The organism is Phaeocystidibacter luteus (genome assembly GCF_008933115.1).
Classification (GTDB): domain Bacteria; phylum Bacteroidota; class Bacteroidia; order Flavobacteriales; family Schleiferiaceae; genus Phaeocystidibacter; species Phaeocystidibacter luteus.
This window is the reverse complement of sequence record NZ_WBVO01000005.1, coordinates 170,439-197,053: the sequence shown is the minus strand read 5'-3', so window position 1 is coordinate 197,053 and position 26,615 is coordinate 170,439. Positions and strand designations below refer to the sequence as shown.

Genomic DNA, 26,615 nt, shown 5'->3' with positions numbered 1-26,615 from the left:
ACTCTGTATGAGTCCATACATCACGTAACCTCGGGCTAAAGCCGCGAGGCTAATAGAATAATCCCCTCCAGGGAATGGCATCAGCATAAAATCCCGATTCTGTTCCACGTCCAGCACGTCCCGCCACGTCAATTCCAAAAATATCTCTGTTTCCTCTGTGACTCTGTATGAGTCCATACATCACGTAACCTCGGGCTAAAGCCGCGAGGCTAATAGAATAATCCCCTCCGGGGAATAGCATCAGTATAAAATCCCGATTCTGTTCCACGTCCAGCACATCCCGCCACGTCAATCCCAAAAATATCTCTGTTTCCTCTGTGACTCTGTATGAGTCCATACATCACGTAACCTCGGGCTAAAGCCGCGAGGCTAATAGAATAATCCCCTCCAGGGAATGGCATCAGTATAAAATCCCGATTCTGTTCCACGTCCAGCACATCCAGCCACGTCAATCCCAAAAATATCTCTGTGTCCTCTGGTTCTCTGTGTGAGACACCCCCAGACTTAAGCGCACAAAAAAAGGATGGCGAACCGAGACCTGGAGGTTCAACCATCCTTTGCACATCCCCGAGCAGGGAGTGATTCTTGCGCAGTGGGATATCCTACTGTAAATTCTTTCTCTTGTCGTAAATCTTCTTTGCTCCCAAGCTAGCGCCAGCTGCGATTAGCAAGCTGATTCCGCCATCGATTGGAGCGGGGGTAGACGGGTTGCCCGGCTGTGCCATAACTGCAAACCCAGCTAAGAAGAATACAATGACTAATGTGTTGCGAAAACTCATGACAGGTCTCTTTGTTTTGATCTCTCAATCAGAACTCAAATGTAGGGGGTGAAATAAAAAATCGAGGATGGATTTCGACGAATCGACCTCCTTCCTCGATAAATGGATTCGCCCTAGCTGAGGACTTGATTAGGACCTACGCTGCATTCTTGCGTTTGTCGTATACTTTCTTGGCTCCGAGCCCTGCTCCCGCGGCAATCAAGAGGCTAATGCCTCCGTCAATCGGTGCAGGTGTTGAAGGGTTTCCTGGCTGTGCTGCCGCTAAAATCGACATCAAGAAAAAGACAGATAAAAGCAACAATCTTCTCATATTGTTTTCCATGGTTATCGATTTAGAATGATTTAACTACGAGTGCCTCTTCGCCATTCCAAACGCGGATAACAAATGGGCCGTTACCGGTAAAGTCGAACTGTGCGTTTCCGCCAGCAAACTCCACCTCGTTGTTGTATAGTATGCTGCCCATCATGTCAATCACCTCTACTGTGTAAGCGCCATCAGCAAGTGTGTTGGCAGTAAGGTTTACACGATCAAAGTTTCTGAAGGCAGTAAGCTCTTCTGGTTTAGCGTTGAGCTCATTCAAGGAAACCGCTGTATTGTTGATGTGAAGCTTGAAGCGCTGAATTGGCGCATCTGCATCTTGTGTGAACATGTAATCACCAGCTAATAGGTCTACCGTGACACCTTCATGCAAATCTTCGAGGTACACATAAATACCACGAGGCAAGAATGAAGGATCTAGGTTGATTGAACCTGGAGCCCCATCTGTTTCAAAGTGGTAAGACAAATAGGCTTCACCCAATCCAATTGGGAAAGGACGTTGGTCGATTTTCAATCCAACACTATCCGAGCTCACCACGTTGAACTTCACTTGATCAGGATTTACACCTCTGAAGTATGCGTCATACTTATGGTCGAAAGCTGCGGTTGCATTGTCTTCAAAGAGCATATACACCGTTGAAGTTTTGCCCTGGCTAGTCGCATTCAAAATCATCTGCGCCTTTGCATTCGAAACCTTACCGAAGTAATTCTGGTCGCCGTCGAATACGTGAGACTGTGAGCGATTAATAGCCTGACCGTTTGCAGGGATATCTGCCTTCGCGAAGTAAGCCAACAAAGGAATAATGTCATTGTTTGAGTTTCCGGTACCGTCAGTCCATGTGTCATAAGATCCACTTCCTGGATTCCAGAAGTATACCGCTCCACTTACATCAGAAGGAAGGTTATCATCCACCGAAGCCCAGTTGAGGTGACCCCAGAAAGGGTTTTTCATCAGGTTCCAACCACCGTTTGCTCCGGCAGAGGCGTCTGCACTCAGCCAACCATCCGTAGAGTTTACCGGCTGACTACCCGCTGCTTTATATTTAGCTGTGTGTTGGTGTGTCCCGGCAGATACATCCGCATCTAAATCATCAGCTACGTAAGCCAAGTTGATTGTGGTAGGAACATTATCCGGATAGAAGTAGATGGCATACGCGCTATCGCCAAAGTTGCTGGCAGACTGCGTTGGGTACCATCCTGGGTCTGTAGAAGACGGCGATGGATTCCATCTGTAAACGTTTCTTGTCGCCCCGCTAAAGCTCAAGTTCATACCGTTGGTAAAGCTCACATTTGAGAATGTAATGCTACCAGGAGCAGACAAATGGTGCCATCCTGAGTTTGCGAAGTAAAGTTCAGCGTTAATCGTTCCTGTACCTGTGATAGATTGGGTTGTGGTTCCATGAAGTCCCAATGAAGAGAATCCAGTGGCATCCGCATTCAAGGTCATCGTACCATCAACAATCAAGTCTCCCTCGAAATCTATGTGTGCTCCTGGTTGAAGTGTAGCTGTACCGCCCGCATCTACATCTACGTCGCTTCCTAAATAAACTGAAGCTGTTCCAGACATCACAAACTCGCCCGCATTGGTTACTTGCAGACCGTAAACTGTCTGAACAACAGAGCCTGCACCCGCTGTAACAACGGTTGGTGTTGAACCATCACCCACAACAATTCCTGCAACGTCTAGGGTGTCCCCTGAAGCGAGACTATAGCTTGTAGTCACAACAACCACGGTATGTGTTCTGTTGGGATCAATGGCAAGCGTGTTAAATGCCGCATCTGTATACCATTGTCCGTCAAATGCCCTGTAGAAGCGATTAGACGGTTGCGGACTAATTGTTCCAAGTGATAGGTCGCCGGAAGTTGATGAAGAGTTCAACGTGTAGCCCACGTCAAACACATAGCTAGCTGGATCTCCTAGACCACCAAGGATATCGTCAATGGTTCCGTTGAAATCGACAGTCGCTGGATCAACTCCCAAGAGTTTATAGTTTGAAGACCCATTATCGAAAAAGTTCGCTGTCAATCCAAAAGTCAAGCCCCAATTAGCCACCTTGGTTTGGTTTGCAACTTGATTAGGCTCAAACTGAGAAACACCACTACCACCTACTGGATCTGCACCAATTCCATAAATGAAACGAGTAGCCACAGTGGAAGAGCCTTGGTATAGAATCAAATCATCTCCACCTTGTCCAAAGCTCAAAGTGAACTTCTGAGTAGTAGTAATATTGGTGATGTCGGATGTCGTAACGTTCGAACGAGCAGCCGTAAGTGTTGGTGTCGCCGTACCCATGTTTCCAATAACCCAGGTATCTCCAACATCGAGGCCATTGGCGCCGATGGTGAATGACATCCAGGAATCTTTTGAATCGTTCCCTAGGGTAAATGGAGCAGTTCCTGAGATTGTTTGGTCGGTGAAGTAAATCACTTCGCCGGCATCGATTGGAGCCAAGGCAGCAAACCAAATTTCATCTACAGCATTACTGCCTTCAAATCCTAGAATAACAATCTCCCCAGGATTAACTTTTGCGAAGCTCAATGTTGAAATGAGCATCATGAAGGCCAACAGTCTCTTGCGCATAACTTTAGGTCTTTCTCCAACTTACGTGCTTGACGCTTCATTGGATTTTTAGGTGTCTAGGTCTACTTTAACACCATAAAAGTATCCCGACCTCTAGCCGTACCTTGTTGTCGTTCGATGAATGGATGGATTTGTCAGATAAATGGGAATCTGTTTTCGATAAACAGATATGGCCATTGTTAATAGTTTGTTGAAAACCCGCTCTAACCCGCTCTAGCTGTAAGAATCGGCCCACAAAAAAAGAGGCCCTCTCTCGAAGGCCTCCTTAGCTAATTATTAGGCAGATGCACGTTATTCGTCAAACGAAACCACAACCTTTTCTGCCGTTGGATGACTTTGGCAAGTGAGAATGTATCCTTCCTCAACTTCCTCGTCTGTCAATGCGTAATTCATTTCCATTTCGGCTGAACCTTCTAGAACCTTCGCTCTACAAGTACAGCACACCGCGCCCTTGCAAGCAAATGGCACGTCCGCGCCAGCGTCCAAAGCACTATCCAGAATGGTCTTTCCTTTCGAATCCATTTCCATGTGCGTCTCATCTCCGTCGAGAATCACGGTTACATTGCTGTGGACATTCTTCTTTTCTACCGTATCGTTTGTTTCAACCTTCTTCGCGCTGTCCGCCGCAGGCGTAAACAGTTCAAAGTGAATGAGGTCTTTGTTCACGCCGAGGTTTGAGAGGGCTTTCTCTGAAGCGCGAATAATTTCTTCCGGACCGCACAAGAAGTATCCTGCCGTCTTATCCAAATCGAAGAACTTCTCCGCAAAGGCCTCAACCTTTTCAGCATCGATACGACCTTTCATGAGGTCGGACCCTTGATCTTCGCGACTGAGTACATGGTGCACTTCAAGGCGGTTCATGTACTTGTCTTTCAAGTCTTCAATTTCATCCTTAAAGATTACCGAAGCACTGTTGCGGTTTCCGTAAATCAAGATAAACTTGCTGTTCTCCTCTGTTTGAAGTGCAGTCTTTATCAAACTCATAATCGGAGTAATCCCTGAGCCTGCGGCAATAGCAACGTATTGGTTCGTCTGTCCGGCCACGAATTCCGATGTAAAGTTTCCAATTGGAGTCATGACATCCAGCTCGTCGCCCACTTTTAGAGTCTTGTTGGCATAGGTGGAGAAGACACCGCCATCAACGCGTTTGATTGCCACGCGGAGCTCGCCGTCTTGCGGACAAGAGCAGATTGAGTACGAACGACGAACATCGTTTCCGTCGATTTCTGTTCTCAAGGTCAAATACTGACCTGGCTTGAAGCGGTATTTATCTTGAAGGTCACTCGGGAGGTCAAAAGCCACAGAAACACAATCTTCGGTTTCGCGACGCACATCGCTAACAGACAATTTGTGGAAATGTGGGGTATGACGCTCTGCGCTTGAGTCGAGCAACGACTCCTTTGTCTCTTTCTTTTTGCTGAAGAACTTAAGCATGTTCTATATGGGTTTGTCGGTCGACAGACTATACTTTGAATGCCGACAAAAGTAGTATTTTGATTGTGAAGAACGTCCAATCGATTCATATGTTCTTGGCGTTGAAGGCCGTCGATGGAATGAAGAACGTCCTTTTTGCAAACAAAGCAGCCCTCATCACTGTTTAGAAAGGGTATGATTTACAATGAACTTCGTACATTTGAAACCCTAAATTCGCTTGTCCTATGGGAGAGTCGCATTCATTAGAAGAAAGATTTCAGGCGTATGTTGACGCTGAGAACAAAATTGAGCCGAAGGATTGGATGCCGGAGAGATACCGCAAGACGCTTATCCGTCAGATTTCTCAACACGCACACTCCGAGGTAGTTGGAATGCTTCCAGAATCAAACTGGATTACCCGCGCTCCATCGCTCAGATCTAAACTCATTCTACTTGCTAAGGTGCAAGACGAGGCCGGACACGGTCTTTATCTGTACAGCGCTGCCGAGACGCTCGGAGCCGACCGCAAGGATATGATTGATGACCTTCACACTGGAAAGGCGAAGTACTCTTCCATCTTTAATTATCCAACTATTTCGTGGGCCGACATGGGCGCTATTGGATGGTTGGTAGACGGCGCCGCAATTGCCAACCAGGTGATGCTATGCCGCACAAGCTATGGTCCGTATTCGCGCGCCATGGTTCGTATTTGTAAAGAAGAGAGTTTCCACCAACGTCAGGGCTACGAAATCATGATGCGCCTCGCAAAGGGTACACCGGAGCAAATCGCCATGGCTCAAGACGCACTCAACCGCTGGTGGTGGCCTTCAATCATGATGTTCGGTCCACGCGACGAAGATTCTCCAAACTCTGCTCAAAGCATGAAGTGGAAAATCAAGCGTAAGTCGAACGACGAGCTTCGTCAGGAGTTTATTGATAAGACCGTTCCTCAAGCAGAGTTCCTAGGGCTTACCATTCCTGATCCAGACTTGAAGTGGAATGAAGAAACTGGTCATTACGATTTCGGTGAAATCAACTGGGACGAATTCTATCAGGTAATCAAAGGCAATGGCCCTTGCAACAAGCAACGCCTGGATGATCGTCGCAATGCACACGAAGCTGGCGAATGGGTTCGCGAAGCTGCCAATGCGTATGCCGAAAAAGAAGCACAAAGAAGAAAAGAGGGCAACGCTGCCTAATTGAACTATATCAGAATGAGCGATAAGAGCAACTGGAAAATCTGGGAAGTGTTCGTTCGTAGCAAGAACGGACTAAGTCATAAGCATGCAGGAAGCTTGCATGCGCCCGATGCTGAAATGGCACTTAAAAACGCACGCGACGTTTACACGCGCCGCAGCGAAGGTGTAAGCATTTGGGTTGTTGAAAGCGAGGCAATCACTGCTTCGAGCCCAGACGAAAAGGAACCGCTCTTCGCACCTTCCGACGATAAGGTGTATCGCCATCCTACTTTCTACGAAATTCCCGACGAAGTCGGACACATGTAAAACAGGCCCAAAAGCCTATTCCCCATGGAGAACGCTAATCTCTACGACTATACCCTTCGCTTGGGCGATACTGCATTGATTCTCGGACAACGTTTGTCTGAGTGGTGTGGACACGGCCCAGTGTTGGAACAAGATATCGCACTCACGAATATTGCCCTCGACCAAATTGGTCAGGCTCGTCAGTTTTTACAGTACGCTGCCGAACTCAAAGGTGATGGTGCCGATGAAGACACACTTGCCTACCATCGAGATGCTCATGAATTCCGCAACTTGCTCCTAGTTGAGCAGCCAAACGGACATTGGGGCGACACGCTGGCGAGACAATTCATCTTCGACACCTACAACTACTTCCTCTTTGAGCGATTGATGAAATCGAAAGACGAACGCATTGCATCAATTGCCATTAAGGCGATGAAGGAAATTGCGTATCACGCACAGTGGAGTGCAGAGTGGATCATTCGCCTCGGTGACGGAACCCAAGAGAGCCACGATAAAATTCAACAGAGCATTGATGATGTTTGGATGTGGAGTGGTGAGATGTTGGAGGCCGACAAGCTCGACGTTGCGATGATGGAAGCAGGAATTGCTCCCGACCTCAACGAAATCAAGGAACTGTGGTTGACAAAAGTGAGTGAAATCTTGAAGATTGCCACACTAGAAATGCCAGAAGGCACAGGTCACCAAAGAGGGGGCAAAAAGGGCGTTCATTCGGAGCACTTGGGCTACATCCTTGCAGAAATGCAATACTTACCGAAAAGCTATCCAGACGCTACCTGGTAATTAGGAAGTGAAATGAAGTGAGTCTCTGAGGAGACGGAACCCATCTGGATTCAATTTATAAACCCGCTCGCGTTTGTCGTGCGGGTTTTTTTCGCGGTATATGAGCTGCTCGATGTTCAGGTGTTCTTGAGCTCTACGGTTCAATTCCTTGATGAGGTTGTTTCGCCATTTGCGCTGGTTATCCCACGACTTTTCCTCCCAGCCCATAATCTCGGTAATCGGTCCAGACTGCAATCCTTCTCCCCTCATTTCAGATCGGAGAAGCGCTCGCAAAAGAGTTACTTCTTGCTTGTCTAGCGATTGGAAGAAGCCTTCTTCGGCTTGTACCGTAGACCCTTTTAGGAATGGCTGGCGGAGTTTTAGGTAGACACGAATCAAAATGAAAATCAAAAGGCACGAACCTGCTATGATTACGCCCCATATCCACAACGGCCAACCGGTGAGATAGACTTTTTCTGGATTTCTTCGGGCTGAATCGATTTTGGCAAACTCGTATCGAAAACCAATGCTTTTCCCAATATTACTAGACCTTGGCACATGATAGTCGAGCAAATAATCTTCACCGATGAGTGTGCCGTTCCCATTCTTGAGCGTGTTTTTAGATCGAAACCTCAGGTCGATAACCGACGATTCTATTAAATCGATGCGGTTGTGCTGAAGATCGATTAAATGCTTTTGCTCTCCATTTAGTAAGATGCCAAACGGCACGGGAATGGCTTGCCGGTCTGACTTCAAAATGGCAAGGACCTGTTCATTAAGTACACCTAGCTCAGTCCACTTCTTTGTTTTGAGGTTGAGAGACCAAACTTCAGTTTGTCTTTCTGTATCAGATCCGTGAATGACACTGCTGTAGGTGAAATAAAGCCGTGTACCATCATCAGAGAAATGGTAGATATCGTCCGTGATGTGCAGTGGACCCCCCTTGGTGGGAATCACGTGCCATTCTTTGCTCGTGTTCGAATAGTAGGAAAGAATTCCATGGGTGTGCCAAAAGCCGTATCCGCCTAGGGAAAACAGCGTGTCGTTCCTCCACCACTTGATCGATTGAAAGTTATATCCACGGTGATACGTAGCATCATCGCGGTAAAAGGTGTTTGTCTTGTCGTCGTAAATGTAGACTTGCTGCGTACCTGTTGCTGTGAAATGTAATGGCTTACTTCCTCGAATGGCCACGAGGCGCTCTACGCCGACAAAATCGGATGTGTCAATATTGATGAATTCAATAGAACCGGTTGTCTCCCAATATTCGCCATTCCAAGCACGCAAAGTTGAGTCGGGATAAATGGAATAGACCCTTTCCGAAGGCGAATCTAGCCAATATACCTCTGGCCACTGTTGGGCAACCGCGCTCAGGCTTAACACGGTGAAAATCAGGATATGGAGTGGTACTTTCACAATGCGTGAAAATAGCGGAAAACTCGCATTGAATCGCGATTTTCTAAAAGAACTTTACGTTAAGTCGAAAGTTTTAGGATATTGCCTCAGGAGTCTAAGAGAGAGAGATTCCCAACAAACCTAAGCAATCAGTCCCGCCATGCGCGGGACTTTTTTTGTTTAGAGACACTTGAAATAATCAAACGGCTCTTTACAGTCGTTGCACTGATACAGGGCCTTACAGGCGGTAGAGCCGAATTGAGAAACCCGGATTGTGTTTTCTGATTTGCACTGCGGGCAGCGCACAACCGGCTGCTTATTGAACAGCGCACGCTTGTCGGCCGATTCATCGGTAGGTGGGGCAATTCCGTAATCTTCTAGCTTTTTCTTTCCCTTTTCGGTAAGCCAATCGGTCGTCCACGGTGGAGTAAGCACTTCCTTGACATGAACCTTGGAGAACCCTTCAGAATTCAATCGCTTGACGATGTTCTCAGAAATCTCATCCATCGCTGGGCAACCCGTATAGGTTGGGGTAATGTCCACTTCGATGGAATCAGAAGTGATTCGAACATCACGAACCACGCCCATATCCATAACCGTGAGTACAGGGATTTCCGGATCGATAACATCCTCCAACCAAACTTTGATTTCTTCTACTGTTGCCATCTTACAAAATTACCAATATGAAGGGTAAATTGTTCAAAAGCAGTGGTTATTAGAAGAATATTCCGAAATTAGAAAGCAGCTAACTACAACTGACAAGCATGAAAAAAACACTGACCATTCTTGGACTAATCTTCAGCATTGCCTCATTTGGGCAAGGTGAGGACTATACGCGAACCCTTCTCGATTTAAAATGGGGCTCCGGTAAATTGGATGCCTATCTTCAATTTGAGCCTCTGAAAACGTTTCACCTTGCAGGTGGGCGAGTTCGTGTTTGGGATACGGTATATAACACAGACTCCAGTAAGTCGGTCATTATAGAAAGCATTGTGCTAGTTGATGAAAGCAATCAAACGTACATCGAGCTCCTTTATGCCAATGATAAGCTCTACGCTAAAAATCTAAACTGGTTTTATCACGGTCACGATGTAGAAGGTGTAACCGGCCGCTACCGTCGATTAAATGGCGCCGCTATCGGGGATGCCTGGATGGTTCAGGTAAACCGCGGTAAGGTTATAGGTGAAGAGACCCATCATGAAACGGGAAAGAAAACCCACTATGAGGCACCGCATGGGACACACGAGGCCTTCTTTATAGAGACGGGATACGAGACGGTTGAAGACCTGTATGACGAAATGGATGGCGACCAAGTAGTGAATGGGTTCTACGCCTACGGCTTGATCGTCAACACAGAAAAATGTGATTTGGATGACTCCTTTATCGTTCCAAAACCTGAGATCTATCGAATGCCATTGCACCTTATAGATCGATACCTCAGATATCAAGAATAACACTTTACGGGCGCTTCGGCGCCCTTCTTTTTTCCTGAACTTCCGTACCTTCGGCGCAAATCCTCTACCCATGTACATTATTGAAGAAATCGCGAACGGGGTCTGTACGCTTCGCATGAATCGACCTGAGAAGTTCAACAGCTTTGTTCGAGATATGGCGCTCGACCTCCAGGGCAAATTGGACAATGCATCGTCGGATGATTCTATTCGATGCATCGTGCTTATTGGTGAAGGAAAAGCTTTTTGTGCCGGACAGGATCTTGCCGAAGCGACCGATCCGCACGGTCCAGAGCTTACAGCTATTGTGAGTGAGCACTACAATCCGATTATTCAACGCATTCGTAGAATTGAAAAGCCCATCATCGCGGCAGTGAACGGTGTTGCGGCAGGGGCCGGAGCAAACATTGCACTCGCCTGCGATATTGTTATAGCAAGCGAATCGGCCTCATTTATTCAGGCCTTCTCCAAAATTGGCCTAATCCCAGATAGCGGAGGTACGTTCTTTTTACCACGTCTCATTGGTTGGCAGCGAGCGTCTGCACTCATGATGACCGGTGAAAAAGTCTCAGCCAAGGATGCAGAGCAAATGGGAATGATTTACAAGGCTGTTGCCGAAGAAGATTTTGCATCAACCATAGAGAAAACAGCACACATGCTCGCTCAAATGCCTACAAAAGGCCTTGGGTTAACTAAGCGTGCACTGAACCAGAGTCTCTCTAACAACTTGACACAGCAGCTCGATTTAGAAGACGAGCTACAGTCGCAAGCCGGGAGAACTCACGACTATCAGGAAGGTACTCAAGCCTTTCTCGAAAAGCGCAAACCAGAATTTAAAGGACACTAATCCCTATGATCGAAGTAGGAGTAGTTGGCGCAGGAGCCATGGGAAATGGCATCGCTCAAGTAGCGGCGCAAAGTGGACATACCGTTTATGTATACGATACCCAAAATCACGCACTTGAGAAGGCCAAATCTAAATTAGAAGCTATACTCAACCGCCTCGTAGAAAAAGGTCGAATTACTCAAGAGGACAAAGACGCAACTTTTGGCAGAGTGCATTACGTGGATAGCCTTCAACCCATGAAAAACACGGGGTTGGTCATCGAGGCCATCATCGAAAAGCTGTCGGCCAAGCAGAGCGTTTTTGAGGTGCTCGAAGGCATTGTTTCGAAAGAGACCATTTTGGCCTCCAATACATCTTCCCTCAGCATCGCATCTATTGCTGCCGTTGCAAAGCATCCAGAGAGGGTGGTTGGCATACACTTCTTCAACCCTGCTCCTCTGATGCCTTTGGTTGAGATTGTACCATCCATGCTCACTTCAAACCAGGTTACAGAAAGCTCTAGAGCTCTTGTAGATTCATGGAAGAAGGTGACGGTTCTCGCCAAGGACACGCCTGGGTTTATTGTGAACCGTGTTGCGCGACCTTTCTACAGCGAAGCAATTAAAATGTATGAAGAGGGTGTTGCCTCGCCAGAAACGATAGACCATGCCCTAAAGACCATCGGTGGGTTCCGAATGGGACCCTTCGAGCTCACGGATCTTATTGGTCACGACGTTAACTACGTGGTTACCGAAACCGTTTGGAAAGAATTTTTCTATGATCCACGTTTCAAACCATCTATCAGTCAAAAACGACTTTTAGAGGGGCGCATGCTTGGGCGCAAAACAGGCCGAGGATGGTTCAATTATACAGAAGGTGCTGAAATGCCGGACCCAAATAAGGATGAAACACTCGGACGCCAAATAGTTGACCGAATCGTTGCCATGCTTATTAATGAAGCGGCCGATGCTGTGCTCATGGGAATTGGCACTCCAAAAGACATTGACCTAGCCATGACAAAGGGTGTGAATTACCCTAAAGGTCTTTTGGCTTGGGCAGATGAAATTGGAATTGAAACGGTTCTTGAACGGCTAGAAGGTTTGTTCGCTGAATACGGCGACGATAGATATCGCCCATGTGTATTGCTGAAGCGCATGGCTAAAAGTGGAAAGACATTCTTTTAAAGATTGGATAGATGCACAACGACGCATTAGAAAGCGCCATAAGAGAAATGAACCTGATTGGTGAAAACCAATGGCAGGAAATGTTGGGTCAGGCCATGGACGAACAGCCTCACCTTATGGCATTTCTCATCAATATATCAGATGATTTCACCGAAGAAGTGCACGAGCAGCTCCTACGCATTACGGTGATTTTGGCGATTGCCTTTCAAAAAGCTGGGATCAATATTGATTTGATTACTCCGGCGGGCCTCGACAAGATTATTGAAGACAAAGTTGAAGCCTACGAGAAACTCGAGGACGAGGATGAACTTGACATCGCAGGGATGCGCGACGTGGCCAACAGCCCTATCGTATTTCAGAGGGTTCGCAAGTGGGTTCAGGAAGAGTTGGGTGAAAAGATGCCAATTTTGGATGAGACCCAAGCAAACATCAGCCTGATGGTTGATGTGATTATCTCTGCGCTAGAGGAGCACGCGGTAGATCCAAACGCAAAACCCAAAGACACGGATGCCTGATAGATCGAGGGAAATAGTGGACTACATGATGGCCAACGACGACTTTAGTCAGTGGTTGGGCATTGAAGTGCTTCACGTTTCACCTGGAAACTCCAAGCTGCAAATGACTGTGCGCGAGGAAATGACCAATGGCTTTAAAATTGCCCATGGTGGGATTACCTACAGTCTGTCAGACAGCGCTCTAGCCTTTGCCTCCAATGGATATGGAGCGCAGGCAGTGAGCATTGAAACCTCAATCTCGCATACACGTCCAGTGGCTATTGGCGACGTGCTCACAGCCGAGGCGGTTGAGAAGAATAAGTCCAAGCGAACTGGAATTTATGAGGTGATCGTCACCAACCAAAAAGGTAAAACCGTAGCTTTATTCAAAGGAACGGTCTTTTACCGTGAAGAAGAATGGCCCGAGAATCTAACAAACCCCAAGCGCTGACAGCGGTCGGAAAGTGGTATTTCACCCCTTTCGCAATCACGGCTGTGAGTATCCTTGCCTCGGAGCTCATTTATCTCATTTTCTACTTTTGGATGCTTTCCGACTATCCAACCGGATGGTACGGCTTCGTCATTTCCTTTGCAATTCCTCTAGTTGTGGCGTGGCCTACGAGCCACTACATCATCAAGCTTTGGAAGAGGGTTGAAAAGACCAAGGCCCTCCTCGAAGAGGAAAATGAAATGCGCTCCAAACTTCTTGGAATCATAAGCCATGATGTTCGCAGCCCCCTTGGTATGCTCATCAATTTGATGGATTTGATGAAAGAAGATATGACCAAGGAAGAGTTGTTCGCCATTATGGAGCAACTTGAACCCCAGCTTCAGTTTACAAAGGACACCTTAGACCGATTGACGTATTGGGTGAAGCTGAGAATGCATGAATCCTCCCTAGAAATCAAACGATTCAAACTCGGAGAAATTCGCACTGAGGTTCAACGATACGGAGATCAATTCGCCATACATAGAAGCAATGGTTTACAGATAAACTGGGACGATGAACTCGTACTCGAGACCGATCCGAACGTCGTGATAATTGCCCTTACCAACCTGGTGAACAATGCCGTGAAGCACTCGCCGGAATCTGCTCCAGTACGAATTGTCTCTGAGGTAAACTCCACTACTCTTAAACTGCATGTAATTGATGAAGGTCCGGGCATACCCGCGAAAAGCTTGGACGAGTTGCTAGACGCTAGTCAAACAAAGACACTTTCAAAAACAACCGAGAGCATGGGTGTCGGGCTATTCCTAACAAAAGAATTCATGGAGATTGGCGGTGGAAAATTGAGCGCAAAGAACCTAGACACGAAAGGTGCTCAATTCTCCATAACTTTGGGTCGCGTTTAACCCCAGAAAAGATCACTCCCCATGAAAGAGGCTTTCATAGTCGACGGAATCCGCACCCCAATTGGTAAGTTCGGTGGCACCCTAAGCGCTGTTCGCACAGATGATTTGGCTGCCATTGTTATCAAAGAGCTTGTCAATCGCAATCCCAATATCGACCCTGCTGCTATAGATGATGTCATTCTCGGTTGTGCAAACCAAGCCGGAGAAGACAACAGAAACGTTGCACGTATGGCGTTGCTTCTGGCAGATTTGCCATGGAGTGTTCCGGGTGAAACGGTAAACCGTCTTTGTGCTTCGGGAATGAGTGCAGCTATTCATGCTTCGCGAGCGGTAGCCCATGGCGACGGCGACCTATTTATTAGCGGCGGAGTTGAAAACATGACCAGAGGGCCATACGTAATGAGCAAATCTTCTCGTGCATTTGGCACGGATAGCAAGATGTATGACTCAAGCTTTGGGTGGAGGTTCATCAATCCAAAAATGAAGGAGATGTACGGCACGGAAGCAATGGGTGAAACCGCTGAAAACCTGGCCGAAAAATTCAACATCTCAAGAGAAGATCAAGACCTGTTCGCTTATCGATCTCAGCAAAAAGCTGCCGCAGCGCAACGCTCAGGTAGACTTGCCCAAGAGATTACAACTGTGAGCATCCCTCAGCGCAAGAGAGATCCGCTTGCATTCACGGACGACGAGTTTATCAAAAGCACGACCACTACAGAGGTTCTTGCGGGCCTTCGCCCAGCGTTTCGCCAAGGTGGAACCGTAACGGCCGGTAACAGTTCAGGCCTCAACGATGGTGCTGGCGCCTTGCTCATTGCTAGCGCAGATGGGTTGAAAAGTCACAACCTCACACCTATGGCACGCATCGTTTCTAGTGGCGTATCTGGGGTTGAGCCGAGAATTATGGGAATTGGACCTGTGTACGCAAGCCAAAAAGCATTGAAAAAAGCAGGACTAACGATAGATGACATGGACATCATTGAGCTGAATGAAGCTTTTGCTGCTCAAGTGCTTGCTTGCACCCGAGAGCTAGGCATTGCGGATGATGATCCTCGCGTAAATCCGAATGGAGGCGCGATTGCCATTGGCCATCCGCTTGGAATGAGTGGCTCACGGATTCTTCAAACAGCTGCTATTGAACTCATTCAAAAGAAAAAGAAATATGCCCTAGTGTCCATGTGCATTGGTGTTGGGCAAGGGTACGCTACAATCATAGAGAACACTCAACTGTAAGCCATGGCTTCGGCAGAAGAAAAAGTGACCGCATACATTGAGAAAAAGGGCGACGGATGGAAAGGTTCGACCTTGAAAGAGCTCCGCTCGATTCTCGTCAGTTGTGATTTGGAAGAAGGAGTGAAATGGGGTGCTCCAACGTACATGAACAACGGTAATGTGGCGTCTATTGCTGCATTCAAAAACCATGTGGCGCTTTGGTTCTATCAAGGTGTATTCTTAAAAGACCCAAGCCAGGTTTTGATGTCCGCAAATGAAAGCACCGACGCGCTGCGTCAGTGGCGATTTGTTGAAGGTGATGAGTTAGACCGAGACCTCATCAAGGCGTACATCGAAGAGGCTATTGAAAACAGTCTTGCAGGAAAGAAAACCAAGCCTAAAAAACAGACAAAGCAAGATGCAATTCCGGAGGTATTTGCCAATGCGTTGTCTAACAGTCCGAGAGCAAAAGAAAACTTCGAAGCGATGTCATTCGGCAAAAGAAATGAGTTCATTCAGCACATAGACTCTGCTGCGAAGGAAGAAACCAAGGTTCGCAGAGTCGCTAAGGTTATGGAGCTTCTAGAAGCAAACCTTGACCTCAATCACAAATACCGAAAGTAGATGGCCATTTACCGCTTCAAAGAATTCACTCCCGTAGTACATGAATCGGCGTTTGTTCACCCACAGGCCAATGTTACAGGCGATGTGATTATCGGTAAAGATGTCTACATCGGTCCGGGGTGTGTACTTCGTGGTGATTGGGGAAGAATTGTAATAAAGGACGGCTGTAATGTACAGGAGAACTGTACGGTGCACATGTTCCCTGGAGTGACGGTTACACTTCACGAAGGCGCACACATAGGTCACGGTGCAATTGTGCATGGGGCTGAAGTTGGCAAGAACTGCCTCGTTGGAATGAATGCTGTTTTGATGGACGAAGTGGTCATCGAAGACGAGTGCATCATAGGGGCCTTGTGTTTTGTCCCACAGAAAACGAGAATTCCTCGTCGCAGTGTTGCCGTGGGCAATCCAGTAAAAATTGTGAAAGAGGTAAGCGACGAAATGATTGATTGGAAAACGGAAGGAACGAAGCTCTATCAACAACTTCCGGGCGAACTTCACGAGCATTTGGAGGCAGTGGAGCCCCTTCGCGAAGTAGAGGCTGATCGTCCAAAACACCCTACTTCTTATATGCCTCGAAAGAAGTAAAATGGTCAATTTCACCACTTTACTTTCTCAACAACCTGTACAGGTAATCTAGATTTCTTATTTTCGGGATGAACAACTAACAATTCATCCCCTCATGTTCGCAACGCAGCGACTAACCAAACTGCTTTGCGCATTGATTTTTACTCTACCCGGCTTCGTAATGGGACAGAGCAATGCGTGCATTTCGCCGGCCAATTTTGAGCAGGTGAGCTGTATGGTGAATCAAGCTGGGTTGGTGTGGGATGAACTTGGTCAGGCCACTTCATGGACCGTCGCTTGGGGTCCGGTTGGTTCTCCGGCAACGGCCATGCCCTATCAACTTACTACTTCGGATGACTGGGCGATTCTCAATCTAGATCCTAGCGTTGGCCCGATGGAGGCTTACGTGCAATCTCAATGCGGATCGGCTGGGAGCGCTTGGGTTGGACCAATAAGTTTGAAAGCACTGCCGGCGTGCCCTCAGGTTTCCAACGTCACCCACACAAGTGAAATCATTTGTGGCTCAGGAAAGGCTTTGCTACAAGCGCCGCAGAATAAAACGTGCGTTTGGTGGTATGCAGGCGATCCAATTTGGTATGGGAGTTCATATGAGACCGACACTTTGCACTACGACCGGACATATTGGATGATGCCGAGCATCGAAAACGGAGGTTCTCAGAGCGTTGGACCAAGCTTAGCTACTCAAACTGGGCACTTTGCTAATTTCTCAAGTGGTCAGATGATTCAGGTGATGGACACCTTGATTATTGACAGCGCAACGCTCATGGCCGATGGGGCTACAAGCTTCACCGTTCAAATATGGAACTCACAACGAACAAGAATCATCGCGCAAACAGAGGAGCTCCATTTTGACAACCCCGGCACACAACGATTTGGTTTAAACTTACCTCTTGGACCTGGAGATTACTTTATCGGATTGGATATAAAACCTGGTGGAGGGCGGCTTTTCAGAAGCTCATCGCAACAAGACTATCCTTATGTTTTACCTGGTTTGATGCGGATTGACAGCACGAATAATGGTCACCCTAACAGATATTACTACCTGTTTGACATGTCGGTGCAAGTGCTTTGCGTTGGTGTTCCGCGTAGCGCCCATGTCACTGTAGGAACTCCAGGAATTGCTGGAGCTGATTCGCGTGATTCAATTTGCATTCAAGACTCAACGTTGTCGCTTCAGTCTTTGTTAGCCGGCTCTCAGGTTAGTCAAACTGGATACTGGATGAACTTAGCCACGAATGACACTGCTACAGATATACACCTTCGCATGTTGAATGCCGGAGATATCATCAAGCTGCAGTACATCGCTCCTGGAACGCATGGGTGTGGCGATACGTCCGTACATATCTTGAATGTTTACGATTGCAAAATTGGACGCCAGGAGTGGAGTGACGAGAGTGTATCGGTATTTCCAAATCCTTCAAATGGTATTGTTCAGATTACGAGTAGTTCACTCGACAATTACAGTGTGTCGTTGTTGAGCTTAGACGGAAGGAAGCTGTTAGCAACCAATAGCAACCGTGAAGGTCGATATGACCTTAGATCAATTCAGCCGGGCATCTACATTTTGCAGCTTGAAAAAGCCGGACATGTACAGTCGTTCCGCTTGCGCCTGCTGTAACTCGTTTTATTTTCTCTACATCCTCAACTCTGAACCTTATATTTGGGTTCTGCACTTGAACCTAACATCTCAATTCCGATGAAAGGCAAATTCCTTATCCCTATTTCTGCATTAGCCGTTGTGGCTTGCACTCAAAACGAAAAGAATTCCATGTACCCAGATACGCGAAAAGGCGACGTGGTCGATGAATACTTTGGAACACAAGTAGAAGATCCATACCGCTGGTTGGAAGACGATATGAGCGAGGAAACCGCCGATTGGGTGGCCCGCCAAAATGAAGTCAGCTTCGCATTCCTCGATTCTATTCCCTACCGCCAAGCCTTGGTAGATCGCATTACCGAACTTTGGAACTATGAAAAATTCTCTGCCCCCTTCGAGCGCGGAGAGTACATCTATTGGTATAAAAACGACGGGCTTCAAAATCATTCTGTTTTGTACAGAAAGAAAGGTGAAGACGGTCCGACAGAGGTTTTCCTCGATCCAAACAGCTTTAGCGAAGACGGTACCACTTCCTTGGCAGGAATGAGCTTCACAAAAGACGGGAGCCTGGTGGCTTACCAGATTTCAGAAGCGGGTTCCGACTGGAGAAAGGTTATCATCCTCGAAGCGGAAACAGGTCGACAATTGGAAGACACCTTGATGGATGTGAAGTTCAGTGGTCTTTCTTGGAGAGGAACGGAAGGGTTCTACTACAGCAGCTACGACAAGCCTGAAGAAGGAAGTGCCTTATCGGGGATGACACAATACCACAAACTTTTCTTCCACAAGTTGGGGACCCCTCAAGAAGAGGATGAGCTCATCTTTGGTGGTGAAGAAGCTGGCTACCGTTATATCGGTGGCGGTGTGAGTGAAGACCAAACGGTTCTTGCGATTTCGGCAGCGAAGTCAACAAGCGGCAACAACCTCTTCCTTCTCGACCTCACCAACCCTGAGGCTGACATCGTTCAGGTAACGGATGACCTAAAGTTTGAGCAAGATCTTGTTCACGTGCACAACGGAACACTTTATATCTCCACAAACCGCGATGCTCCGAACCGCAGGTTGGTAAGTGTGAGTATGGACGACCCTTCTCCTGAGAATTGGGTAGACGTTATTCCGGAGAGAGAAGAAGTAGGATCTTACTCAACCGGTGGTGGATACATCTTTGGAAACTATTTGAAGGATGCCCTCTCGCACGTGGAGCAGTTTACGTTGAACGGAGAATCTATTCGCACCATCGAACTCCCTGGACCTGGCGATGCCGGAGGCTTTGGAGCTAAGTGGGATGCCGATCACCTCTACTATTCGTTCTCAAACTACATCAACCCAAGTACAACATTCAAATACGATATTGAAACAGGTGAAAGCGAGCTTTACAAGCGTAGTGCGGTAGCCTTCAATCCGGACGAATACACTTCGGAGCAGGTGTTCTATCAATCTAAAGATGGAACGCGAGTGCCGATGATCATCACCTACAAGAAAGGTTTGAAAATGGACGGGTCGAATCCAACGATGCTTTATGGCTACGGAGGCTTCAACATTAGTCTTACTCCAAGCTTTAGCACGGCAAGAATTCCATGGCTTGAGAACGGTGGAATTTGGGCTGTGGCAAACCTTCGAGGTGGGGGTGAATATGGCGAAGAATGGCACACGGCTGGGACGCAAATGCAAAAGCAGAACGTGTTCGACGACTTCATCGCTGCGGCTGAATTCCTCATGGCAGAGGGTTATACTTCTAAAGAGAAACTCGCCATACGTGGCGGATCAAATGGTGGACTACTTGTTGGTGCGGTCATGACGCAACGTCCAGACCTGTGCCAGGTTGCACTTCCAGCCGTTGGTGTTCTAGACATGCTTCGTTACCACACCTTCACCGCAGGTGCAGGTTGGGCGTACGACTACGGAACATCAGAGGATAGCGAAGAAATGTTCAAGTATTTGCTCGGCTATTCGCCGTATCACAATATTGACAAGGCGTGTTATCCGGCCACAATGGTAACTACGGGAGATCATGACGATCGCGTTGTTCCGGCACACTCCTTCAAGTTTGCAGCAAGGCTTCAGGAAATGCAGCAATGTGAAAATCCAACGTTGATTCGCATTAGCGTGAATGCGGGTCACGGTGCAGGAAAACCAACCAGCATGATCATTCAGGAGCAGGCGGATGTTTGGGCCTTTGCATTCTGGAATATGGGAATCACAAGTCTAGATCAATAATGAAAAAGCTACTTGCCATACTTGCATTCATCTCAGTTTCGGCCGTGGGCTATGGTCAGGCGGAGGTAGATGAAGATGGGTTCCAGAGCTTTTCCTATCAGGAAGGCGACACCACCTTTCACATGCGTCAGTATGTATTTGTGATGTTGAAAGCTGGACCGAACAAAGATGATTTTACCGCAGAGCAATTGCAGGAAATCCAGGCAGGCCATATGGCGCACTTGAACAAGCTTGCGGAAAGTGGAAAGCTCGCGATTGCAGGTCCGTTTGGCGACGACTCTGAATGGCGTGGAATCCTGATTTTCAACGTTCCTACGGTGGAAGAAGTTGAAGAATTGGTAAGTGAAGATCCAGCGATTAAGGCTGGTAGATTAGTAGCAGAAATTCACCCTTGGTGGGGAGCACGAGGAACGAAGCTTCCTTAGATATCAAACTAAATTTGACCTAAAATGAGAGTATTTAAGTTAATGTCGATTGCCGTTTTAGCCGTGGCTTTAACGGGTTGTTTTGAGATAAAGCAAACGGTAAACATGAATTCGAATGGAAGTGGGAGTTATGACTTCTCTTTCAGTTTTGGAGAAATGGGTGCTATGCTTGCGGCTAAAGCGGAAGCTGAAGGAGAGAAGTTCAGCATGAAGGCTATGTTGGACACCGCAGAAGGAGTGCCATTTACAGCGAAGTTGGACGAATTGATGGCTATTGATGGCTTGGACAACGTTCGTTCCTATGAAAGTGAAGATGGAACAGAATTACATGTTGCATTCGACTTTGAAGATATGGAAGCGCTCAACGCTGGGGCGAACCTGATGATTGAGGATACACTTTACGACGGTATGCCTGACTTGTTTGTGCGAAAGTCTCGAAGAGAGTTTGCATTCAACGGCTATAGCGACTTACAGGCGAAAATGGCTGAGGCTATGGGTGAGGATGCTGATTCAAGCATGCAAATGATGATGATGATGTTCCAGGATATGGCTTTCATCACGGAAGTGAAATTCAATGGCAAGGTAGACGAGTTGAATAATGAAGATGTGTTGATGAGCAGCAATAGAAAAGGTGTGGTGTTGCGCTATCGTCCGTTTAACTCTGCCGATATGGAAATGGAAACCGCTTTCAAGGTAAAATTGGAAGACTAGGTATCGAATAAATCTTATTTTAACCGGGCTAGACGACAGTGTTTAGCCCGGTTTTTTTTGCTCTCATGAATCGTATTCTGGACATCCCACAGGTCAACACACAAGACATTTACCACTGTGAATACTGTGCGCATCAGCGCTTTGAAACGGGCAGAGGTGCTTATTGCAAAATCCTTCCAAGTGGCCGGGTAAAGGGGGAGTGTAACTTCTTTGAGAAGGATGACATCCACCTAAAGATGAAGAAGTTGGTGAGGGAGGAACGTAGGGCGCACTCGCAGAGGAAATATTATTTCGCGTTGAATGTGGGCAACGTAGCAGTAATTGTGGGCCTATTATTGGCTATCATCTTTTACGGCGAGGCTATAATGGACAAATTTGAATTGGCTTCTGGAAAGCGAGTTTACTTCATCTTCGGCGGTATTTCAACGGGCACACAAACACTCTCCTTCTTCAAATATCGAGACATTCGTCGAAAGCACATTGCATTGGAAGAAAAGCTAGACAAGGCCGTAGCTATACTCTCTAACTATGGAGAAGTGAAGTATGGGAAGGAGAGGTTGAGGGGGTGAGGATTAGTACTTCTTTGAGGGGTCAGACTTGGTTGGGAAAACTGCAGAAAAGATTATCAGTTCTAGTTTGAGCTCGTAGACGACTACAAATGGAAAACTATCAAGGCAGATTTCTCGATAGTTCTTGTAACGTTTCTGAAAATGCAAAGGGTATTGAGAAACTCTATAGACAGCATTTTCTACCTCGGACACAAAGCGGGCCCCTAGTCCAGCTTGTTTAGATTCATACCAACGATATCCATCAATTATACCTGCTCGTGCTTTCTCTCTAAATTCAATCTTGTAGCCCATGTTTGTCGATCAATTCTTGCTTGATCTCTTCCCATGAGTAAGTTTTACCGGCGCCGGTTTTGTATAACTTCTCTTGCTTATCGAGTTCGCGTTTTTGAGCCTTTGAAATGTTTGAAGAATTGCCTCGCTCTAAGAGAGCTTCGACCTTCTCTAGCATACCTGCATCTGCTTCTTTGAGCAGCAGGAAAATTCTATCAAGTCTCTCTGAAATGGTCATGAAGTGTTTCACTTTCTTTCAAAGTTAAGCAATCAAGATTCTAAGGTTCGCATCTCAGAATAGAAATCTCTCACCACTCATTTTCAATGCTTTGAATGCGTTCCACCTTGTCAGGTCTAGAAATTCTCAGAGTAAACCAATGATTGATTTCTGGTCCTCTTTTTTCATAATCTACTAGCTCGTGGACATTCAAGCAGCCTGATTTGATTTCAATGGTAAAATAACTGGACTGAAACAACTCCCTATCCACCATAAATCTATAGCTCCCCGGCATTCCTTCGCACAAAGATTCTTCTTCTCGATATGAATAAGAGTCATCACGTATGACTAGTTCACAGCTGTCCGAATTGGAAGAAGAAATGTGATGTGAAAAAGAAGAGTCCATCGAAATTGAGCCTGCCCTGTACTCACCGTAATACCTCACTTTTTGCCCATCTTCGACGATAGAAATGATGATGGGGTACGGCATTGTTATGGGTTGATTATTGATGTTAACAACGCATCTATAATCGGCCGGCGACACACTCTTAGGTGACATTAGCGTAAAGGTGGAAACCAACGCGAGTGAAATATTGAAGAGGGTGTTTTTCATTGGGTCATTTGCTGGATAAGAATACTGACAACTTCTTGACTAATTATGAATTATCGTTGAATTCTTTGATAAGAAGCTTGTCAAAAGAAGCCGGTTGTTCGAATAGTTTAATTGAATCCATGGGCGCCTTGCTCACTGGCACCCCTTTCCACTATACTTCTGATCGATTCAGCACCGAAAGTATTCAGGGACATTTTGGACTCTATGGTAAGTAGGGCGGCACGCTGATGGAGTTCGGAAGATAGCGATGAACACCAGAGGAGCCTCAATAGAAACTCCCCTGGTGCATCCATTCCTAATCCCTAATCCTACCCGCAGTATAGTTGTAGTTCAAGACGGTAATCAACGTTCCAGATTCTTCGATGAATTTCTGATTTCCACGCATGACAATCACGTCAATCCATAAATCATCTGGCCAAGACGAAAACGTGCTTGAAGGAAAAATGTACTCACCGTCATCGTCGGTAATTTCATCTATCACCAACGTGCGGGTATACTCATCAGGAATACCGTCCACACCGCGACTCACGAATGCCACGTAGCACTTTTCGAAGGGCGTATTGGGGTCGACGTCCCAAGTGATAACCAAATCTTCAGTTTTGTCGATGTATCGAATATCCTGACTGAAACCGATATCGATATTCTCGGGCGAATAAATCTTCGTTTTTTGGCTTTCACCATACACCTCATATTCTATGAGTACATCCTTCCCATCGAGGTCCGCCGCAATTGCCGCAAACTCGGGCTGATTATCAAAAATCTTGCGATAGAAATAGTCCTCCTGAACTGGGCACGTCCATTGTCCGAAATTCAAATATCCAGAGGTAGTGAGTAGTCCAAATGGACTTTTGAACTCACCATTCAAATTGATCATATGAAGCTCGTTACCCTCTTGGGCTTTCCCGATATTGATTGTGTGCTTCACGTTTTCATACGATTGAGAAGACAGAAGCATTGGGAAGTCCTTTCCGTGAAATTCTTCCTCGAGTTGGTTGTTGTTACAGCTTGATAACGTGAAAATTAATGCCGTGAAGAAGGTTAGGGTTATCCTGTTTTTCATTTTGATATGTAGACGTGTTCTACTTAAGAGAAAAGGCCGGAGAAGAACTTCATCCTCCCCGGACATCTCCTTATTTACATACTAGCTCTGAATCTCACCAAGGGTATAGTTGTAGTTCAAAACGGTTATCAACGTTCCCGTCTCTTCTATGAACTTCTGGTTCCCCCGCATGACAATCACATCAATCCAAAGACCATCCGGCCATGAAGAAAACGTTCTTGACGGAAAGACGTACTCACCGTCATCGTCAGTAATTTCATCAATCACTAGCGTTCGAGTGTACTCATCAGGCATGCCATCAACACCACGACTCACAAATGCCACGTAAATCTTATCGAAGGGCGAGTTTTGATCGACGTCCCATGTCATAACCAGATCCTGGGTTTTATCTAAAGCGTCAACATCTTGATTGAAATAAACATCGATATAAGCAGGTGAATAAATGGTGCTTTGTTGATTGACACCGTATACTTCGTAATCAATGAGCACATTGTGACCATTAACATCGTTTACCACACTTGCATGGTCTGGGTCAGAACTTAAAACCGTCTTATAAAAGAGGTTCTCTCGAACTGGGCAATTCCATTGACCAATACTCAAATGCCCTGTGGTCGTTGATAAACCAAATGGATCCTTAAATCCTCCGCTGAGGTAGATTGCTCTTCGCGAATTGCTCTCTTGCGCCCGGCCAATGTTAATGGTGTGCTTCACGTCAAGGGACTCGGAAGGCCAGAGCATAGGGAATTCACTTTCTTGGTAATCTTCATTAAAAACATCGTCCTCACAACCAATTAAGACCTGAACGAAAATTATGAGACCAAGAATGAACAGCGGTTTTTTCCTCATTTCTTCTTTGAGCTTTGCTAGGGAATAAGTCTAGGAAATGATGTATCATTTCCTAGACTTTCCTTCATCTAATTTCTAATCCTACCCGAAGTGTAGTTATAGTTTAGCACGGTTATCAACGTTCCCGTTTCTTCTATGAACTTCTGGTTTCCTCGCATGACAATCACGTCAATCCAAAGATCATCGGGCCATGAAGAGAACGTACTAGATGGGAACACATACTCTCCATCATCGTCAGTAATTTCATCGATTACTAGCCCTCTAGTGTATTCATCTGGTACACCGTCCACACCGCGACTCACAAATGCCACGTAGATCTTATCGAAAGGCGAGTTTTGGTCGACGTCCCACGTCATGACGAGATCCTGCGTTTTATCAAAGTGCCACACATCTTGATTGAAATAAACATCGATATAAGCAGGTGAATAAATGGTGCTTATTTGATTAACACCATAGATTTCATAGTCGATATTCACGTTTTTACCATTCATGTCATTCGCCACGCTGGAATGGTCTGGATCGGTGTCTAGTACAGTCTTGTAAAACAGGTTCTCTTGTACAGGGCAATTCCATTGACCTACGGTTAAATGACCTGCTGTTGTGAACAAACCAAAAGGATCCCTGAACCCTCCGCTGAGATATATGGTACTGTACGAATTTGATAATTGGGACCTGCCGATATTAATCTTGTGCTTTACATCTTCATACGATTCAGATGAAAACAAGATTGGGAACTCGCTTCCTCCAGCGCTATTCTCAAGTTGGTCCTTATCGCAACTCGTTAAAGAGGCAAGCACAATTCCAGCTGAAATAAAATTGAATACGATTCTAATACAGCTCTTCTTCAAGGTTGTTGACAAACTATTCACAAGCTTTATATTTTAAGGAAACATTTTTGGTAGATGGATTGTCGTCTCGATCGAATTCAATGGCAACAGCTTCGAATGATGGTTCTCCTTCTCCCGATGGGCAAGAAGGACCATTGCAGCAGGTGTAACAATCACGACCTTGGGCAGTAACCCTCAAAGCGTATGTGCCGTGTTCAGGAATCACTAGAGGTACGCCGAATCGATCTGGGTCCACCAACTGAACATTCTCAAGCTTAGTCATGTCGTTGGACAAATAATAGCGGCCGGCGGCGACGTTATAGGCTATTATTCGATTCCCTTCATACTCATCCCGATGCACATACACACGCACATCACGTTCCTCCCCCTCACTCAGCTCATCGCAAAATGAAAGGTTCATGTACTGTCCAAGCTCTAGAGTAAGCGCTTGCTTTTGACTTGATGCCGGTAAAGGATCTTTACATGCAACGGTCAAACAAAGTAGGGGCAGCATAACATACCCCATTGAAGAAATAGTCTTCATTGGTTTAAATAGGTTTACAGTGAAACCTAGTGGTAGGGTGCGACTGCAAACCTAACGACCTCTTTATAAACACTTGTCAGTTTCAAAGGCCAAATTTGTCAGTATAATGAGCATTTGTAAACAGAGCGCTGAGGATCAAGTGGTTAGGTCGGTGTTTTTTTCGAAACGTTCCGTTATCTTCGAAATGGGCCTCCTTGAAGTGGATGATTGCATTCGTGGGGCCTCAAGGTGGACTA

Annotated in this window: 29 protein-coding genes; 17 read left to right on the top strand and 12 right to left on the bottom strand. The window is 46.4% G+C overall.

Annotated features, from left to right (window positions below):
* Positions 1-602: 602 nt before the first annotated feature.
* The 4 genes from F8C67_RS14305 to paaE all read right to left on the bottom strand — a co-directional run bounded on the left by F8C67_RS14305 (position 603) and on the right by paaE (position 5,113).
* Positions 603-779: a PID-CTERM protein-sorting domain-containing protein gene (locus F8C67_RS14305; protein ID WP_170266408.1), complete on the bottom strand. Its 177-nt coding sequence runs from the start codon at positions 777-779 to the stop codon at positions 603-605.
* Positions 780-915: 136 nt separating this feature from the next.
* Positions 916-1,089 carry a PID-CTERM protein-sorting domain-containing protein gene (locus F8C67_RS08260; protein WP_223277539.1) on the bottom strand — a complete coding sequence of 58 codons (174 nt, stop codon included), beginning with the start codon at positions 1,087-1,089 and terminating at the stop codon, positions 916-918.
* A gap of 22 nt (positions 1,090-1,111) precedes the next feature.
* Positions 1,112-3,679: a hypothetical protein gene (locus F8C67_RS08255; RefSeq protein ID WP_151667360.1), complete on the bottom strand. Its 2,568-nt coding sequence runs from the start codon at positions 3,677-3,679 to the stop codon at positions 1,112-1,114.
* Positions 3,680-3,970: 291 nt separating this feature from the next.
* Positions 3,971-5,113, bottom strand: coding sequence for a 1,2-phenylacetyl-CoA epoxidase subunit PaaE (gene paaE, locus F8C67_RS08250; RefSeq protein WP_151667359.1), 1,143 nt, complete (start codon positions 5,111-5,113; stop codon positions 3,971-3,973).
* Positions 5,114-5,337: 224 nt separating this feature from the next.
* Between paaE and paaA the strand changes: the two genes are divergently transcribed.
* Genes paaA through paaC form a run of 3 tightly spaced genes read left to right on the top strand, consistent with a single transcriptional unit; the run spans position 5,338 to position 7,377 of the window.
* The gene (paaA, locus tag F8C67_RS08245) at positions 5,338-6,291 is read left to right on the top strand and encodes a 1,2-phenylacetyl-CoA epoxidase subunit PaaA (protein WP_151667358.1); all 954 of its coding nucleotides are present in this window, start codon (positions 5,338-5,340) and stop codon (positions 6,289-6,291) included.
* Between the two features lie 15 nt (positions 6,292-6,306).
* The gene (paaB, locus tag F8C67_RS08240) at positions 6,307-6,597 is read left to right on the top strand and encodes a 1,2-phenylacetyl-CoA epoxidase subunit PaaB (RefSeq protein WP_151667357.1); all 291 of its coding nucleotides are present in this window, start codon (positions 6,307-6,309) and stop codon (positions 6,595-6,597) included.
* A 24-nt stretch (positions 6,598-6,621) separates the two neighbouring features.
* The gene (paaC, locus tag F8C67_RS08235) at positions 6,622-7,377 is read left to right on the top strand and encodes a 1,2-phenylacetyl-CoA epoxidase subunit PaaC (RefSeq protein ID WP_151667356.1); all 756 of its coding nucleotides are present in this window, start codon (positions 6,622-6,624) and stop codon (positions 7,375-7,377) included.
* On the opposite strand, the gene F8C67_RS08230 is transcribed toward paaC, so the two are convergent.
* Both F8C67_RS08230 and paaD read right to left on the bottom strand, forming a co-directional pair.
* Positions 7,378-8,772 (bottom strand): hypothetical protein, encoded by a 1,395-nt coding sequence (locus tag F8C67_RS08230; RefSeq protein WP_151667355.1) that lies wholly within the window; start codon positions 8,770-8,772, stop codon positions 7,378-7,380. It abuts the gene before it with no gap.
* A 159-nt stretch (positions 8,773-8,931) separates the two neighbouring features.
* On the bottom strand, positions 8,932-9,417 hold the full coding sequence (gene paaD / locus F8C67_RS08225) for a 1,2-phenylacetyl-CoA epoxidase subunit PaaD (RefSeq protein ID WP_151667354.1): 486 nt from the start codon (positions 9,415-9,417) through the stop codon (positions 8,932-8,934).
* Between the two features lie 98 nt (positions 9,418-9,515).
* Between paaD and F8C67_RS08220 the strand changes: the two genes are divergently transcribed.
* The 14 genes from F8C67_RS08220 (at position 9,516) to F8C67_RS08155 (ending at position 22,002) form a co-directional block, all read left to right on the top strand.
* Positions 9,516-10,205 carry a hypothetical protein gene (locus F8C67_RS08220; RefSeq protein ID WP_151667353.1) on the top strand — a complete coding sequence of 230 codons (690 nt, stop codon included), beginning with the start codon at positions 9,516-9,518 and terminating at the stop codon, positions 10,203-10,205.
* 70 nt (positions 10,206-10,275) lie between these two features.
* Complete coding sequence (locus F8C67_RS08215) at positions 10,276-11,049, top strand: enoyl-CoA hydratase-related protein (RefSeq protein ID WP_151667352.1); 774 nt, start codon at positions 10,276-10,278, stop codon at positions 11,047-11,049.
* Between the two features lie 5 nt (positions 11,050-11,054).
* Positions 11,055-12,212, top strand: coding sequence for a 3-hydroxyacyl-CoA dehydrogenase NAD-binding domain-containing protein (locus F8C67_RS08210; RefSeq protein ID WP_189660810.1), 1,158 nt, complete (start codon positions 11,055-11,057; stop codon positions 12,210-12,212).
* Between the two features lie 11 nt (positions 12,213-12,223).
* Positions 12,224-12,727: a hypothetical protein gene (locus tag F8C67_RS08205; RefSeq protein WP_151667351.1), complete on the top strand. Its 504-nt coding sequence runs from the start codon at positions 12,224-12,226 to the stop codon at positions 12,725-12,727.
* Positions 12,720-13,157: a hydroxyphenylacetyl-CoA thioesterase PaaI gene (paaI, locus tag F8C67_RS08200; protein WP_151667350.1), complete on the top strand. Its 438-nt coding sequence runs from the start codon at positions 12,720-12,722 to the stop codon at positions 13,155-13,157. Before F8C67_RS08205 ends, paaI begins: the two co-directional genes overlap by 8 nt.
* Complete coding sequence (locus tag F8C67_RS08195; RefSeq protein WP_151667349.1) at positions 13,124-14,059, top strand: sensor histidine kinase; 936 nt, start codon at positions 13,124-13,126, stop codon at positions 14,057-14,059. The genes paaI and F8C67_RS08195 overlap by 34 nt, the downstream gene beginning before the upstream one ends.
* A gap of 21 nt (positions 14,060-14,080) precedes the next feature.
* A complete protein-coding gene (gene pcaF, locus F8C67_RS08190) occupies positions 14,081-15,292 on the top strand; it encodes a 3-oxoadipyl-CoA thiolase (RefSeq protein ID WP_151667348.1) in 1,212 nt (403 codons plus the stop codon).
* Between the two features lie 3 nt (positions 15,293-15,295).
* Positions 15,296-15,895 carry a DUF1801 domain-containing protein gene (locus F8C67_RS08185; protein ID WP_151667347.1) on the top strand — a complete coding sequence of 200 codons (600 nt, stop codon included), beginning with the start codon at positions 15,296-15,298 and terminating at the stop codon, positions 15,893-15,895.
* A complete protein-coding gene (locus F8C67_RS08180; protein WP_151667346.1) occupies positions 15,896-16,483 on the top strand; it encodes an acyltransferase in 588 nt (195 codons plus the stop codon).
* 94 nt (positions 16,484-16,577) lie between these two features.
* Positions 16,578-18,101, top strand: coding sequence for a T9SS type A sorting domain-containing protein (locus tag F8C67_RS08175; RefSeq protein ID WP_151667345.1), 1,524 nt, complete (start codon positions 16,578-16,580; stop codon positions 18,099-18,101).
* A gap of 78 nt (positions 18,102-18,179) precedes the next feature.
* Entirely contained in the window at positions 18,180-20,297 is a 2,118-nt protein-coding gene (locus F8C67_RS08170) for a prolyl oligopeptidase family serine peptidase (RefSeq protein ID WP_151667344.1), read from the top strand.
* Positions 20,297-20,722 carry a YciI family protein gene (locus F8C67_RS08165; protein WP_151667343.1) on the top strand — a complete coding sequence of 142 codons (426 nt, stop codon included), beginning with the start codon at positions 20,297-20,299 and terminating at the stop codon, positions 20,720-20,722. Before F8C67_RS08170 ends, F8C67_RS08165 begins: the two co-directional genes overlap by 1 nt.
* Positions 20,723-20,746: 24 nt before the next feature.
* A complete protein-coding gene (locus F8C67_RS08160) occupies positions 20,747-21,433 on the top strand; it encodes a hypothetical protein (protein WP_151667342.1) in 687 nt (228 codons plus the stop codon).
* A gap of 65 nt (positions 21,434-21,498) precedes the next feature.
* Positions 21,499-22,002, top strand: a complete 504-nt coding sequence (locus F8C67_RS08155; protein ID WP_151667341.1) for a hypothetical protein — start codon at positions 21,499-21,501, stop codon at positions 22,000-22,002.
* 274 nt (positions 22,003-22,276) lie between these two features.
* On the opposite strand, the gene F8C67_RS08145 is transcribed toward F8C67_RS08155, so the two are convergent.
* From F8C67_RS08145 to F8C67_RS08120, 6 genes are all read right to left on the bottom strand, one after another.
* Positions 22,277-22,522 carry an addiction module protein gene (locus F8C67_RS08145; protein WP_170266407.1) on the bottom strand — a complete coding sequence of 82 codons (246 nt, stop codon included), beginning with the start codon at positions 22,520-22,522 and terminating at the stop codon, positions 22,277-22,279.
* Between the two features lie 58 nt (positions 22,523-22,580).
* Positions 22,581-23,102, bottom strand: coding sequence for a hypothetical protein (locus F8C67_RS08140; protein WP_151667338.1), 522 nt, complete (start codon positions 23,100-23,102; stop codon positions 22,581-22,583).
* Between the two features lie 295 nt (positions 23,103-23,397).
* The gene (locus tag F8C67_RS08135; protein ID WP_151667337.1) at positions 23,398-24,162 is read right to left on the bottom strand and encodes a hypothetical protein; all 765 of its coding nucleotides are present in this window, start codon (positions 24,160-24,162) and stop codon (positions 23,398-23,400) included.
* A gap of 81 nt (positions 24,163-24,243) precedes the next feature.
* Positions 24,244-25,008, bottom strand: a complete 765-nt coding sequence (locus F8C67_RS08130) for a hypothetical protein (RefSeq protein WP_151667336.1) — start codon at positions 25,006-25,008, stop codon at positions 24,244-24,246.
* A gap of 68 nt (positions 25,009-25,076) precedes the next feature.
* Positions 25,077-25,877, bottom strand: a complete 801-nt coding sequence (locus F8C67_RS08125) for a hypothetical protein (RefSeq protein WP_151667335.1) — start codon at positions 25,875-25,877, stop codon at positions 25,077-25,079.
* The gene (locus F8C67_RS08120) at positions 25,870-26,379 is read right to left on the bottom strand and encodes a hypothetical protein (protein WP_151667334.1); all 510 of its coding nucleotides are present in this window, start codon (positions 26,377-26,379) and stop codon (positions 25,870-25,872) included. Before F8C67_RS08120 ends, F8C67_RS08125 begins: the two co-directional genes overlap by 8 nt.
* Between the last annotated feature and the right edge of the window lie 236 nt (positions 26,380-26,615).